The sequence below is a fragment of the Solilutibacter silvestris genome (assembly GCF_050574925.1).
Taxonomy (GTDB): domain Bacteria; phylum Pseudomonadota; class Gammaproteobacteria; order Xanthomonadales; family Xanthomonadaceae; genus Solilutibacter; species Solilutibacter silvestris_A.
Genome location: NZ_JBCMOO010000005.1, coordinates 55,597 through 68,417, shown reverse-complemented (window position 1 = coordinate 68,417; position 12,821 = coordinate 55,597). Strand labels below are relative to the sequence as shown.

Here is a 12,821-nt window from a genome sequence, read left to right as displayed (position 1 = left end):
CCGCATCGACCATCGCTTGGGGCAGAGATGACGCGAACCGGGATCGCAGGACTTGCCCTGTGCGGCGCACTGCTGCTGGCCGCTTGCCAGCGCACGCCGTCCTCCGCGCCGGCCGCGAACGCATCCTGCGTGCAGGCGGACACGCCGGAAGCCGCGGTGACGCTGGTGGTCGATGCCCTGCGCAACGACGCGCTGGAAACGATTCCCTGTCGCGCGGTACCGCCGGCGATGCAGGACAAATTGGAACTCGCCTGGCGCGAGGATCGTTCGCGCTGGCCGATCGCGGAACTGCCGCTGTCGTCGAAATTGCCGGCGGTGCTGGTCGCGCTCAACGGCCCTGCCGCCGAAACGAAATTGCGCCTCGCGTTCGACCATCAGTTCGCCGGCCAGACCACCGAACTGCAAAGCGCCGCACGCGGGCTCGGTCTGTTCGCGGTGCGCTACATCCAGAAGGAAAGTACTTACCAGCCGGACCAGCGCGCGCACTACGCCAACCTGATCGTCGCACTCAGCGACTGGAGCAGCCACGCGCCGCTGGGCGACCGCACGCTCGGCCACCAGGCCGTCACCTTGCTGGTGGCGGGCGCGAACGCATCGTCCATCCATGACGATGCCGGTTTGCACAACGCCGGCATGCGCGGCGCGCTGCGCGGACTCACCCCGCTCTATCGCAATGCCAAGCAGGCCCTGGCGCCCTATGGGCTGTCGCTGGACGAGATCCTGTCCAGCGTCGAGGCCAGGCTGCAGGACCGCAACGGCGACCACGCCCGCGTCCATGTCCATTACCTGGTGCACGGCGAGCCGGTGGACAGCGACATCGCCGTCGAGCGCCGCGGCGGCCACTGGTACCTCAGCGGCATGCTTGCCGATGCGGAGCAGGCACTGGCTACGTCGGCCACGCCAGCCGCCCCTCCGACCCCGGGCCGCTAGAATGCCCCGATGCCGGATCAGAACTCCCTCCCATTCCCGGACTCCACGCCCAGCCCGCCGCCCGCCGCTCCCGCGGATCCGGGCCCGCAGCCGCCCGTCGAGCCCAGCCCCCGCCGTCCCCGTGAGCCCGCCGGCAAGCGGCCACTGTGGGCGCGCCTGCTGGGCGGAATCCTCAATCCCTGGCTGCAGCTGCGCCTGGAGCCACCGGACGCCGCCGATCACCTCGACGGCCACGCCATTTGCTATGTCCTCGAGGACTACGGCCTCACCAACGCCCTGATCCTCGAGCGCGCCTGCCGCGAGGCCGGCCTGCCCTCGCCGATGCAGCCGCTGGCCGGCGATCCGCTGGGCCGCAAGCGCGCCTACGTCGCGCTGTCGCGCCGCCACGCCACCACGCTGAAGCAGCTCGGTCTCGGCCACGGCCCGGAACAGCGCACGCACTCGGGTTCGCTGGCGCGCCTGCTGCAAGCCCATCGCGACAACGACTGGCTCGACGTGCAGCTGGTGCCGGTGTCGATCTTCATCGGTCGCGCGCCGGACAAGCAGAGCGGCTGGTTCTCGGTGCTGTTCTCGGAAAACTGGGCGCTCGTCGGTCGTTTCCGCCGCCTGCTGTCGGTGCTGCTCAACGGCCGCGACACCGTGGTGCGCTTCGCCCCGCCGATTTCGTTGCGCGAGATCGTCGACGAAGGCCTGCCGCCGGAACGCACGGTGCGCAAACTCTCGCGCGTCCTGCGCACGCATTTCCACCGCATCCGCGCCGCGGTGATCGGGCCGGATCTTTCCACCCGCCGATTGCTGATCGACAAGGTGCTGGCCGCGCCGGAAGTACAGGCCGCGATCGCCGATACCGCACGCCGCGACGGCAGCAGCACCGGCGAAGCGTGGAAGAAGGCGCATGCCTTCGCCTGGGAACTCGCCGCCGACTATTCGCATCCGGTGGTGCGTTCGGCCAGCTTCCTGCTGCAACCGATCTGGAACCGCATCTATCGCGGCATCCTCGTCCACCACCTCGATGCCTTCAAGGCCGTCGCGCCCGGCAACGAAGTGATCTATGTGCCGAGCCACCGCAGCCACATGGATTACCTGCTGCTGAGCTACCTGCTCTACACCGAAGGCGTGGTGCCGCCGCATATCGTCGCCGGCATCAACCTCAACATGCCGGTGATCGGCACCTTGCTGCGCAAGGGCGGCGCGTTCTTCATCCGCCGCAGCATCCGCGGCAGCGCGCTGTATTCGGTGGTGCTGAGCGAGTACGTGGCACAACTGGTCGCCGGCGGTTATTCGATCGAATACTTCATCGAAGGTGGGCGTTCGCGCACGGGCCGACTGTTGCAACCCAAGGGCGGCATGATCTCGATGACGGTGCGCGCCTACCTGCGCCAACCCGCGCGCCCGGTGCTGTTCCAGCCGATCTACATCGGCTACGAGAAGCTGATGGAAGGCAACAGCTACATCGACGAACTCTCGGGCAAGCCCAAGCAGAAGGAATCGATCTGGCAGTTGCTGATGGGCATCCCCAAGGTGCTGCGCTCCAACTACGGCCAGGTCGTCGTGAACTACGGCGAGCCGATCCGCCTCGACGAAATGCTGGCCGAACACGCCCACGACTGGGACGGCAAGCCGTTGAACGAAGACGATCGCCCGCAATGGCTGTCGGACACCGTCGACGCGCTGGCGACGCGCATCCAGGTCAACGTCAATCGCGCCGCCGACGTCAACCCGATCAACCTGCTGGCGATGGCGCTGCTGTCGACGCCCAAGCATTCGATGAGCGAGTCCGACCTCATCGACCAGATCGCGCTGTCGCAGACGCTGTTGAAGGAACTGCCCTACTCGGATCTCGTCACGGTGACGCCGCACACGCCGGAACAGATCATCGCGCACGGTGAGGAAATCAACGTGCTCGAGCGCATCCGCCATCCGCTGGGCGACGTGCTCAAGGTCGAGGACGCCGACAAGGCGATCCTGCTGACCTATTTCCGCAACAACGTGCTGCACCTGTTCACCGCGCTGGCCTGGGTCGCGACCTGCTTCCAGCAGAACCGCCGCCTCGCCCGCACCTCGGTGGTGAACCTCGGTCGTCGCGTCTATCCCTTCCTGCAGGCGGAACTGTTCCTGCCATGGAGCGAGGACGAGTTCGCGGAACGCCTGGATCGCACCATCGATCTCTTCGTGCGCGAGGGGTTGCTGGCGGAAACACAGGAGAACGATGCCAGCGTGCTGACCCGCGGCCTCGGCGAAACCGACGAAGTCTTCCGCCTGCGCGCGCTCGGCCATCCGCTGCGGCAGGCGTTCGAACGCTATTACATCGCCATCTCGGTGCTGGCCAAGAACGGTCCGGGCACGCTCTCGGCCGGCGAGCTGGAGAGCCTGTGCCATCTCGCCGCACAACGGCTGTCACTGCTCTACGCGCCGGCGGCGCCGGAGTTCTTCGACAAGTCGCTGTTCCGCGGCTTCATCCAGAAGCTTCGCGCGCTGCGCCTGGTCTGGGCCGACAGCAACGGCAAGCTGGAATTCGACGAACGCCTCGATGCCTGGGCGCGCGACGCCAAGACCATCCTCGGCCGCGAACTGCGCCACACCATCGAACGGATCAGCCCGGACGCGGTGGAAACGGCGAAACCGGCGGCAGCGGCGTCCGAATAAACGGACGTCCCATGCGCCTGCGAAACTGCGGGCGCACGCACGAAATCGGATCCAAAAACAAGACGACGCCGGCGGTTGACCCCTCCCTTGGTCGCCGCGCGGCGTCTAGCGAATCCGGCGCGGCGAACCCTTGCCAAGCGCATCGTCGCCCTCCCTGGTCGACGTTTAGCAGCCCCCTGTCCCTCTGAGCCTCCGTATCGCACCACACACGATCGCATTTCGTGGCAGCATAGGCGACTTGGGAACACCAGTTGACATGGACTTCAACACTCAAGTAAGGACACACACAGTGATCACTGCACTGGATTGCCTTTATGGCAGCCTGCTGGATGCGGGCCTATTCGATTCCTTCCTCAAGCAATTCGCCCGGGTCGCCGACGCCGATTCCGTGGCGGTATTCGACTTCGACCTCTCGCGCCCCGATGCCATGCGCTTCACCAGCACGGCTGCCGACGAGGCCACCAATGCGCGCTTCATGGCGATCTTCCCCACGATCAACGACCGCCTGTGGTGGGAGCGTAGCGAACGCGACATGGCCCCCGGCGTGGTGATCAACGGCATCGACTACGCCAGCGCCAGCGAGATCAAGGCGACGCGTTACTACCGCGAGCTGCTGCAACCGCTGGATATCGTGCATTCGGCGGGCGTGTGCGGCGTCATGCGCCCGGACGCGCAATGCCTGCTCACCATCAACCGCAGCGAGCAACGCGGCCCGTTCGGCGCCGACAGCATCGCCGTGCTGCGCGCCTTCGCGCCGCACTGGGTGCGCTACAAGCAGCTGGAACAACGCATCGCCGCCAGTCATCGCGATCATCGCGGCCATCCCAGCCTTGCCGTATTCGAACTCGGCCCGACGTTCGACGTGCGACGGATGAACCCGCCGGCCGAACATTGCATCGCCTCGGGCTGGCTGCAGCGCGGCCCCGACGGCGCCTTGCGCATGCACGACGCACGCAGCCAGGCGCTATGGACCAGCTGCCAACGCCAGGCCATGTCGGCGGCCGCGCCGCCGCCTGCTGTTCCCGTCTATGGCCACCATGCCGAAGTCGTGGCCTACGCCGCCCTGCGCCCACAAGTGGATGGCAGCCTGACGCCGCGCCGCCTGCTGTTCGTGCGGCCGCTGCAACCGATCGGCGTCCACGCCGACCTCACCGCGACCTTGCGCGCATCCTGCGGACTGACGGCGTCGGAGGCCGCGTTCGCGGTCGCCCTGCGTCGCAGCGAAACGCTGGCGGATGCGGCGCAATCGCTCGGCATCACCGTCGGCACCGCGCGCCAGCGCCTGCAGGAAATCTTCGAGAAGATGGACCTGCATCGCCAGGCCGAGCTGTTCCAGGCGCTCGATTCCCTCGCCGAGCTCAACGACCACCTCTACCACCGGGCCGAACCGCAGCTGGCGTGAGGACCTGTGAACGCTAGGCCGGGGTGTCGGGAATCAGCATCGATTCCAGCTTGGCGATCCAGTCCTTGAGCATCAGCTTGCGCTTCTTGAGCCGGCGCAAGGCCAGGTCGTCCACCTCCGACGCTGCTTGCATGCGGGCGATCGCGAGATCGAGGTCGCGGTGCTCGATCCGCAATTCCGCCAGGCGGTGGGAGATGTCGGCGCTGTCGATGGGCATGGCGGGAGCTTAGCCGGTCGCCGTGGCGGCATCCAGCGCGCGGCCCGGTAAAATGGCCCCGATGAACAGCACGCTGAACGCGATTCCCTTGACCCTCGCCGAACCGTTGCCGGTTGCGCAACGCCACACCACGCCTGTCGAAAAGCGCGAAGCCGACAAGCTGGCCAAGCGCCTGCGCCACCAGGTCGGTCGCGCCATCGCCGATTTCGGGATGATCGAGGACGGCGACAAGGTGATGGTCTGCCTGTCCGGCGGCAAGGACAGCTACACCATGCTCGATGTCCTCCTGCAATTGCAGAAGAAGGCGCCGGTGTCGTTCTCGATCACTGCCGTCAACCTCGACCAGAAGCAGCCCGGGTTCCCCGAGCATGTGCTGCCGGACTACCTGCGCTCGATCGACGCCGATTTCCACATTATCGAGCAGGACACCTATTCCGTCGTCAGCCGGGTGATCCCGGAAGGCAAGACGATGTGTTCGCTGTGCTCGCGCCTGCGCCGTGGCGCGCTCTACACCTGGGCGGAACAACACGGATACACCAAGATCGCGCTTGGCCATCATCGCGACGACATGGTCAACACGTTCTTCCTCAACCTGTTCTTCCACGCCAAGCTCAGCGGCATGCCGCCGAAACTGCTCAGCGACGACGGCAAGCACGTGGTGATCCGCCCGCTCGCCTACGTGCGCGAAAGCGACATCGAGGCCTACGCCGAAGCGAAGCAGTTCCCGATCATTCCCTGCAATCTCTGCGGCAGCCAGGAAAACCTGCAGCGCAAGCAGGTCAAGAAGATGCTGGAACAGTGGGAGAAGGAATCGCCCGGACGCGTCGAAACCATGGCGCGTGCGCTCGGCGACATCCGCCCGTCGCAACTGGCCGATCCGAAACTGTTCGATTTCCTGTCGCTCGGCAAGCACGGCGACGGCGCATCACCCGATGCCCACGCATGGCTCTCGGGTGGTGAGACGCCAAACGACGACGATTGATCCCGTCGCCCCAAAGGCATCGCTTCGGCCTCCTGCCGACCTATCCCATTCTTTCCTCTTTGAGTCCCGATGTTCTTTCGCAATCTCACGCTGTTCCGCTTCCCCGCTTCCGTTTCCTTCGCCGACATCGACGAACGCCTGCGCGACACCGCACTCAAGCCGGTCGGCCCGCTCGAACTGTCGTCGCGCGGCTTCATCCCGCCGTTCGGCAATGCAGCGGAAGGCGACGACGTCGCCTACATGCACCAGATCGAACGCTCGATCTGGCTGGCCGTGGGCGGCGAGGACCGTTTGTTGCCGTCGGCGGTGGTCAACGACCAGCTGCAGAAGAAGATCGCCGAATTCGAGGCGCGCAACGGCCGCAAGCCGGGCGGCAAAATGCGCCGCCAGCTGAAGGACGAGCTCGTCACCGATCTGCTGCCGCGCGCCTTCGTGCGCCCGGTGCGCACCGACGCGCTGGTCGACCTCAAGCACCACGTCATCGCCATCGACACCTCGTCGAAGAAATCGGCGGAAGCCGTGGTTTCGCAGGTGCGCGAAGCGCTCGGCAGTTTCCCGGCGCTGCCGTTGAACGCCGAAGTCGCGACCGGCACGCTGCTCACCGGCTGGCTGGCCGGCGACGCCTTGCCCGCCGGCCTGTCGCTGGGCGAGGAATGCGAACTGCGCGATCCGGGTGATTCCGGCGCGGTGGTGAAGCTGCAGGGCATGGAGTTGTCGGGCGAGGAAATCGAGACGCACCTCGAATCCGGCAAGCAGGTGACGCGCCTGGCGCTGCGGCTGGACGACCATGTCAGCTTCGTGCTCGGCGACGACCTGGTGATCCGCAAGTTCAAGCTGCTCGATGGTGCGGTGGAACAACTGGAGTCGAGCGACCGCGACGACATCCGCGCCGAACTCGACGCCCGCTTCGCATTGATGGCCGCCGAATTCGACCGCCTGTTCGCCGTGCTGGAACCGGTCCTCAAGTTGAGCAAGGCGGGATAGTGGCGGACGCGGATCTTCACGATCTGCCCGACATCGCGCTGCGCCTCGGCGACGGGCGCACGCTGCAACTGCCCTGCAAGCGCCATCCGCGCGCGCGCCGCATCAAGCTGTCGGTGGACGAGCGCGGCCCACGCCTGACATTGCCGATGCGCGCCAGCCTGCGCACGGCCGAGCGCTTCGCGCAGGACCACGTGGCGTGGCTGGAAGCGCAAATCGCCAATCTGGCCGTCGACGCGCCGGAACCGCTGCGCGCCGGCGTCACCACGACCTTGCCGCTGCGCGGCGAATGGTTGCCGGTGCGCTGGGTCGCCGGACGCGTCAATCGCGTGACGTTGGTGGATGGCGAATTGCTGTTCGAGCAGCGCGGACAGTCCGACAGCGCCGTGCGCCGCGCGTTGCGCGATTTCTACGAGGCGCAGGCGCGCGCCGATATCGCGACGTGGCTGCCGAAATACGTGGGCGCGCTGCCGCGCCAGCCGTCACGCATCGTGCTGCGCAAGATGAGTTCGCAATGGGGATCGCTGGCGCCGTCGGGCGTCGTATCGCTGGACCTCTCGCTGGTGCTGGCGCGGCCATCGGCCTTCGAATACGTGCTGGTGCACGAGCTCTGCCATCTGATCCGCGCCGATCACTCCCCGTCGTTCTGGCGCGAGGTACAGGCGCGTTGTCCACACTGGCGACGCGAACGCACCTACTTCCACGCGGAAGGCCGCACGCTCAAGGCGTGCATGCGGGCGATCACCTAGGTCCGCGCCAGAAACGGCCCGATCCATTCCGCGACCGGCTGCGGCGTTTCCATGTGCAGGTGATGCGTGCCCGGCATCGTCAGCAATTCGCCACGCGGCAAGGCATCGACATAGCGACGGCGCACATCGGCGGGCAGATAGGGCTGCGCCGGATCGGCGAAGACCACCCGCGTCGGGCACTCGATGCCGGCGCACACCGTCACCACCTGCGCATCGACCGGCCGCAGCCACGTCGGCACCATCAGGCGCGGATCGCTGCTCCACTGCCAGCCGCCGGCAACTTCGCGCACGCCGCGCTCGACGATCAATCGCGCCACCGGCTCGCTCATCATGTTGGCGCGCATCCGTGCCTGGATCGCCACGTCCAGCTCCGGGAACACCCGCAGCGACTTGGCGTCGATCGCGCGCATCGATGCCACCGACTCGCGCATCCGCAGCGCGGTGTTTTCGGCCGCATCGGCCAGGCCGCCCAGCGCCTCGATGCAGACCAGGCGTTCGACGCGTTGCGGGCACGCGGTCGCGACCAGGCTGGCGATGCCCGCCCCCATCGAATGACCCAGCAGGGTGAAACGCTCCCACCCCAGCGCATCGGCGATGTCGAGGACGTGATGCACCGCCATCTCGAAGGTATAGATCGCGCCCGGCGCCTGGTGCACGCTGTGGCCATGTCCCGGCAGATCGACCGCAACCAGTTCGATCCCGGACAGATGCTCCGCCATCGGAACGAAACTCGCAGCATTGTCGAGCCAGCCATGCAACGCCAGCACGCGCGGCGCGTTGTCCGTCGCCGCGGATCGCAATGCCGTGATCCTGCCCAGCGGAATGTCGATGGACGTTTCGTTCAACTCGAGACTCATGCAGCGGACTCCGCGATTGCCGCCATCGCCTCTGCATGCGTGGCGCCGTCATTGAGGCAGGGGATGTAGCGCAGAGAGCGACCGCCCGCCGCCACGAATGCTTCGGCGTTGAGCATGGCGATCTCTTCCAGTGTTTCCAGGCAGTCCACCGCGAATCCCGGGCAGGCGACGTCGATGTCCTGCACGCCGTCGCGCGCGAGCTGCTGCAATGTCGGCAAGGTGTAGGGCTGCAGCCAGCGCTCGCGCCCGAACCGCGACTGGTAGGTCAGCAGGATGTCGTCGCGGGGGATGCCCAGCGCCGCGGCGATCGCCTGCGTGCTCGCCTCGCACTGCGCGGCATAGGGATCGCCGTTGCGCACCAGTCGTTCCGGGATGCCGTGGAACGAGAACAGCAGTTTCTGCGCGCGACCATGGCGCGCCCAGTGTTCGCGGATCGTTGCCGCCATCGCAGCCACCCAATGCGGATCGCGATGGTAGTCGTGCACGGTCTTGAACGCGACTTGCGGATGTTTCGTGCGCGATCGCGCCACGACGTCCTCCACCGATGCGGTCGTCGTCGTCGAATATTGCGGATACAGCGGCAGCACCACGACCTCGGCCACGCCATCGGCCACCAGCGCATCGATCGTTTTCGCCAATGCCGGCTCGCCGTAGCGCATCGCCATCGCCACCCGCCACTCCGGCAAGACTGCCTGCATGCCATTCGCCAAACGCCGCGTATACGCCGCCAGCGGCGACCCTGCGTCCGTCCAGATCGCCGCGTACTTGCGCGCCACCACCGGACTGCGCCGCGGCAGGATCACCCAGTTGAGCAGCGGCCACCACAGCAGGCGCGGAATCTGCACCACGCGCGGATCGAGCAGGAATTCGGCGAGATAGCTGCGCACGGCCTCTGCCGTGGGCGCGCTCGGCGTGCCCAGATTGACCAGCACCAGGGCGCGCGGGGACGGGTTCTGCATCTGCATAGCTTAATCGCCCCTGCCCCGCGGACCGTCGCGGGTTGCGGCTGCGCGCGATCGCGGCCTAGCATCGGTCATCCCCTGTGTCTCCGAATGCCCATGTCCCGATTCACTCCAGGCACGATGTTTGCGCGTCTCGCCCTGCTGCTGTCGCTGTTCGTCGTCCTTCCGGCCTCGGCTGCCGACGACCCGACCGATGCCCAGCGCACGCAGATGGCGCTGAAGGTCTTGCGCGACATCCAGGCCATGCCGGAATCCGCCATCCCCGATCGCCTGTTCGACGAGGCACAGGGCATCCTGGTGGTGCCGGACACGCTCAAGATCGGTTTCGTGTTCGGCGGGCGTCGTGGCCACGGCCTGCTGTCGGTCCGCAATCCCGACGGCACCTGGTCGAATCCCGTCTATGTGCGCCTGACCGGCGGCAGCGTCGGTTTCCAGATCGGCGTGTCGAAGTCCGACGTGGTGATGGTGTTCCGCACGCGCCAGGGCCTCAACGACATCACCTCGGGCAAGTTGACCCTGGGCGCGGGCGCCAGCGTGGCGACCGGTCCGGTTGGACGCGATGCTTCCGCCGGCACCGACCAGCAGTTCAAGGCCGATATCTGGTCGTGGTCGCGCGCGCGCGGCCTGTACGCCGGCGTGGCCTTCGACGGCGCGGTGATCGCCATCGACGATGAGGCCAACCAGCGCATGTACGGTCCCGGCTCGACGCCGCGGATGATCTTCGAACACCGCACGGCGAACCGTCCGCCGAACGTGATCGTCGATTTCCGCGACGCGCTGGAGGAAGCCGGCGCCACCGCCCACAACCGCCGCCTGGTGCAGCGTGAAAAGGGCGCCGACATCGATCGCGCGGTCGAAGCCGCCGAGCGCGGCGCGCCGGCAGCGACCACGCCTGCACCTGCGGCGACCGCCACCGAATCCACGAACGCGCCTGCCGCCACGCCTGAACAGGCCGGCAGTCAACCCGAGCAGGAGTCTGGCGTTACCACGGAAGCGCTGCCCGCCGCAGCGCCGCCAGCCACCCCGGCGAAGAAGAAAACCGGCAAGCCCTGAGGCGCTGCGGTATCCTCTTCACCTGCATTGAACCGTTGGAAGTGCTGTCATGTTCGAGCTCAGCTTCGGCAAATTGTTGATCCTGCTGGTCATCATCCTGCTGGTGTTCGGCACCAAGCGCCTGACCAGCGGCGCCCGCGACATCGGCAAGGCCGTCAACGAGTTCAAGAAAGGCATGCACGGGAACGAGGAAGAAAAGAAACCCGAGAGCCTGGGCGACGAATCGCAGCGCAACGGCGACACAACGCAATCGCAGCAGCGCCAGGACGACCAGGCGCCGCGCTGATCGCGCGCCGCGACCACAGGCCGTGCCATGTTCGAACTCGGCTTCGGCAAACTCCTGCTGATCGGCATCGTCGCACTCATCGTGCTCGGTCCCGAACGCCTGCCGAAAGCCGCCCGGCTTGCGGGGCTGTGGATCCGACGCGTGCGCGCCTACTGGTTCAACATGCGCGCCGAGCTGGAACGCGAACTCGCTGCGGAAGACATGCGCAAGCAACTGGACGGCGCGAAACAGGCCATGCAAGACGCCGGCACCGAAGTGCAGCGGCTCTCGCAAGCGACCATCGCCGATGAAACAAAACCCGGTGACGGCAGCTCGCATGGCGACCACGCGCAATGACGTTCACCGATGATCCGGATTCGCTGGTCGGCGGACTGATTCCACATCTCCTCGAATTGCGCCTGCGCCTGCTGCGTGCGCTCGCCGGCGTCGGCGTGGTACTGGCGCTGACATTGCCGTTCTCCAACCGCCTTTATGCCTGGCTGGCGCAACCGCTGTTGAGATCGATGCCGCGTGGCGGTCAACTGATCGCCACCGGCGTCCTCACGCCATTCGTCACCCCGATCAAGCTCGCCGTCTGCACCGCATTGCTCGTGGCGATGCCGTGGGTGCTCTACCAGGCCTGGGCCTTCGTCGCGCCCGGCCTGTACCAGCGCGAACGTCGCATCGCCCTGCCGTTGCTGGCCTCGGCAGTGATCCTGTTCTACATCGGCTGCGCCTTCGCCTATTTCGGCGTGCTGCCGGCGGCGTTCTTGTTCCTTGAGCACACCACGCCTGCCGGCGTGGCGCGCATGACCGACATCAACGCCTATCTCGACTTCGTGCTGATGATCTTCTTCGCCTTCGGCCTCAGCTTCGAGTTGCCGGTGGCGCTGGTGATCGCGGTGCTGGTGGGCGTGGTCACGCCGCAGCAACTGCGCGAATGGCGCGGCTACGCCGTCGTCGCGATCTTCATTCTCGCCGCGATCATCACGCCGCCCGACATCGTGTCGCAGTTGATGCTGGCGATCCCGATGTGCCTGCTCTATGAGGCCGGCATCATTGCCGCGCGCCTGCTCAAACCGAACACCGCACCGGCATGAGCCCGCTGCGGCCGGGCAATCCGCACTGGCAACGGCGTTGCGCCGCCTTCCTGATCGATTTCGGCATCCTTGCGACGGCGGCGCTGGCGCTCACGGCCAGCTGGTGGCGTGTCGACCTGCGCGAAGCCGATGCCGCCATCGACAGCTTGCGCTCCACCATGGACGCGACGATGGCACGCGCGCTCGACGCCAACGCCGACCCCGCCAGCTTCTACGCCAGCCTGCTTTCCGATCCGTCGTTGCGCGGCGCGGTGACGGCATTCGCCCACCACGTCACCGGCGCGATTGTCGCCGTGGCATTTGCCTATGCACTGTTGTCGGCCGCATGGAATCTCGGCAGCGAACTGTCGTCGTGGCAGGGGTCCCCGGGCAAACGCCTGCTCGGCCTGCGCGTGGTCGATATTTCGGGAAAGCGCGCCACGTTCGCGCAACTGTTCGTGCGCCAACTCGCGGCGGGACTGTCGTGGTTCACGCTCAACATCGGCCACCTGCTGGCATGGTGGCCGCCCTTCCGCAGCCTGCACGATCGCATCGCCGATACCGACGTGGTGGCAACGCCCGGCGCAGGCCCATTGCCGGCATGGGGACGCGCAACGCTCTCGATCGCGTTGCTGGCAGCCGTCCTGTTGCCGGTCCTGTTCGCGACGTGGCTGGCGATGCGCCTGACCACGCCGTGA

At 66.7% G+C, this 12,821-nt stretch carries 14 protein-coding genes; 11 read left to right on the top strand and 3 right to left on the bottom strand.

The features are described from left to right. The first annotated feature begins 27 nt into the window (after positions 1 to 27). The 3 genes from ABE093_RS10510 (at position 28) to ABE093_RS10500 (ending at position 4,978) form a co-directional block, all read left to right on the top strand. Entirely contained in the window at positions 28 to 930 is a 903-nt protein-coding gene (locus ABE093_RS10510; protein ID WP_430760846.1) for a hypothetical protein, read from the top strand. 9 nt (positions 931 to 939) lie between these two features. Beyond that, positions 940 to 3,576, top strand: coding sequence for a glycerol-3-phosphate 1-O-acyltransferase PlsB (gene plsB, locus ABE093_RS10505; RefSeq protein ID WP_430760845.1), 2,637 nt, complete (start codon positions 940 to 942; stop codon positions 3,574 to 3,576). A 289-nt stretch (positions 3,577 to 3,865) separates the two neighbouring features. After that, positions 3,866 to 4,978 (top strand): helix-turn-helix transcriptional regulator, encoded by a 1,113-nt coding sequence (locus ABE093_RS10500; RefSeq protein ID WP_430760844.1) that lies wholly within the window; start codon positions 3,866 to 3,868, stop codon positions 4,976 to 4,978. A gap of 13 nt (positions 4,979 to 4,991) precedes the next feature. On the opposite strand, the gene ABE093_RS10495 is transcribed toward ABE093_RS10500, so the two are convergent. Then, on the bottom strand, positions 4,992 to 5,195 hold the full coding sequence (locus tag ABE093_RS10495) for a YdcH family protein (protein ID WP_430760843.1): 204 nt from the start codon (positions 5,193 to 5,195) through the stop codon (positions 4,992 to 4,994). 52 nt (positions 5,196 to 5,247) lie between these two features. Between ABE093_RS10495 and ttcA the strand changes: the two genes are divergently transcribed. The 3 genes from ttcA (at position 5,248) to ABE093_RS10480 (ending at position 7,907) form a co-directional block, all read left to right on the top strand. Continuing rightward, positions 5,248 to 6,177: a tRNA 2-thiocytidine(32) synthetase TtcA gene (ttcA, locus tag ABE093_RS10490; RefSeq protein ID WP_430760842.1), complete on the top strand. Its 930-nt coding sequence runs from the start codon at positions 5,248 to 5,250 to the stop codon at positions 6,175 to 6,177. 69 nt (positions 6,178 to 6,246) lie between these two features. Then, on the top strand, positions 6,247 to 7,161 hold the full coding sequence (locus tag ABE093_RS10485; RefSeq protein ID WP_430760841.1) for a recombination-associated protein RdgC: 915 nt from the start codon (positions 6,247 to 6,249) through the stop codon (positions 7,159 to 7,161). Next, a complete protein-coding gene (locus tag ABE093_RS10480; protein ID WP_430760840.1) occupies positions 7,161 to 7,907 on the top strand; it encodes a M48 family metallopeptidase in 747 nt (248 codons plus the stop codon). The genes ABE093_RS10485 and ABE093_RS10480 overlap by 1 nt, the downstream gene beginning before the upstream one ends. Here ABE093_RS10480 and ABE093_RS10475 read toward each other — a convergent pair. Then, the gene (locus tag ABE093_RS10475; RefSeq protein ID WP_430760839.1) at positions 7,904 to 8,764 is read right to left on the bottom strand and encodes an alpha/beta fold hydrolase; all 861 of its coding nucleotides are present in this window, start codon (positions 8,762 to 8,764) and stop codon (positions 7,904 to 7,906) included. The two genes, ABE093_RS10480 and ABE093_RS10475, sit on opposite strands and share 4 nt — an antisense overlap. Continuing rightward, entirely contained in the window at positions 8,761 to 9,723 is a 963-nt protein-coding gene (gene hemH / locus ABE093_RS10470; RefSeq protein ID WP_430760988.1) for a ferrochelatase, read from the bottom strand. Before hemH ends, ABE093_RS10475 begins: the two co-directional genes overlap by 4 nt. A 99-nt stretch (positions 9,724 to 9,822) precedes the next feature. Between hemH and ABE093_RS10465 the strand changes: the two genes are divergently transcribed. The 5 genes from ABE093_RS10465 to ABE093_RS10445 are packed head-to-tail and all read left to right on the top strand — an operon-like array spanning position 9,823 to position 12,821. Continuing rightward, on the top strand, positions 9,823 to 10,779 hold the full coding sequence (locus tag ABE093_RS10465) for a lipid-binding SYLF domain-containing protein (RefSeq protein ID WP_430760838.1): 957 nt from the start codon (positions 9,823 to 9,825) through the stop codon (positions 10,777 to 10,779). 49 nt (positions 10,780 to 10,828) lie between these two features. Beyond that, positions 10,829 to 11,065, top strand: coding sequence for a twin-arginine translocase TatA/TatE family subunit (tatA, locus tag ABE093_RS10460; protein ID WP_430760837.1), 237 nt, complete (start codon positions 10,829 to 10,831; stop codon positions 11,063 to 11,065). 27 nt (positions 11,066 to 11,092) lie between these two features. Beyond that, positions 11,093 to 11,401: a Sec-independent protein translocase protein TatB gene (gene tatB, locus ABE093_RS10455; protein ID WP_430760836.1), complete on the top strand. Its 309-nt coding sequence runs from the start codon at positions 11,093 to 11,095 to the stop codon at positions 11,399 to 11,401. Continuing rightward, positions 11,398 to 12,144 carry a twin-arginine translocase subunit TatC gene (gene tatC / locus ABE093_RS10450; protein WP_430760835.1) on the top strand — a complete coding sequence of 249 codons (747 nt, stop codon included), beginning with the start codon at positions 11,398 to 11,400 and terminating at the stop codon, positions 12,142 to 12,144. Before tatB ends, tatC begins: the two co-directional genes overlap by 4 nt. After that, a complete protein-coding gene (locus ABE093_RS10445; protein ID WP_430760834.1) occupies positions 12,141 to 12,821 on the top strand; it encodes an RDD family protein in 681 nt (226 codons plus the stop codon). The genes tatC and ABE093_RS10445 overlap by 4 nt, the downstream gene beginning before the upstream one ends.

Coding starts and splice junctions, on each gene's coding strand:
- ABE093_RS10510 (WP_430760846.1), top strand. CDS start 28: ATGACGCGAACCGGGATCGCAGGACTTGCCCTGTGCGGCGCACTGCTG.
- plsB (WP_430760845.1), top strand. CDS start 940: ATGCCGGATCAGAACTCCCTCCCATTCCCGGACTCCACGCCCAGCCCG.
- ABE093_RS10495 (WP_430760843.1), bottom strand. CDS start 5,195: ATGCCCATCGACAGCGCCGACATCTCCCACCGCCTGGCGGAATTGCGG.
- ttcA (WP_430760842.1), top strand. CDS start 5,248: ATGGCCCCGATGAACAGCACGCTGAACGCGATTCCCTTGACCCTCGCC.
- ABE093_RS10485 (WP_430760841.1), top strand. CDS start 6,247: ATGTTCTTTCGCAATCTCACGCTGTTCCGCTTCCCCGCTTCCGTTTCC.
- ABE093_RS10475 (WP_430760839.1), bottom strand. CDS start 8,764: ATGAGTCTCGAGTTGAACGAAACGTCCATCGACATTCCGCTGGGCAGG.
- hemH (WP_430760988.1), bottom strand. CDS start 9,723: ATGCAGAACCCGTCCCCGCGCGCCCTGGTGCTGGTCAATCTGGGCACG.
- ABE093_RS10465 (WP_430760838.1), top strand. CDS start 9,823: ATGTCCCGATTCACTCCAGGCACGATGTTTGCGCGTCTCGCCCTGCTG.
- tatA (WP_430760837.1), top strand. CDS start 10,829: ATGTTCGAGCTCAGCTTCGGCAAATTGTTGATCCTGCTGGTCATCATC.
- tatB (WP_430760836.1), top strand. CDS start 11,093: ATGTTCGAACTCGGCTTCGGCAAACTCCTGCTGATCGGCATCGTCGCA.
- tatC (WP_430760835.1), top strand. CDS start 11,398: ATGACGTTCACCGATGATCCGGATTCGCTGGTCGGCGGACTGATTCCA.
- ABE093_RS10445 (WP_430760834.1), top strand. CDS start 12,141: ATGAGCCCGCTGCGGCCGGGCAATCCGCACTGGCAACGGCGTTGCGCC.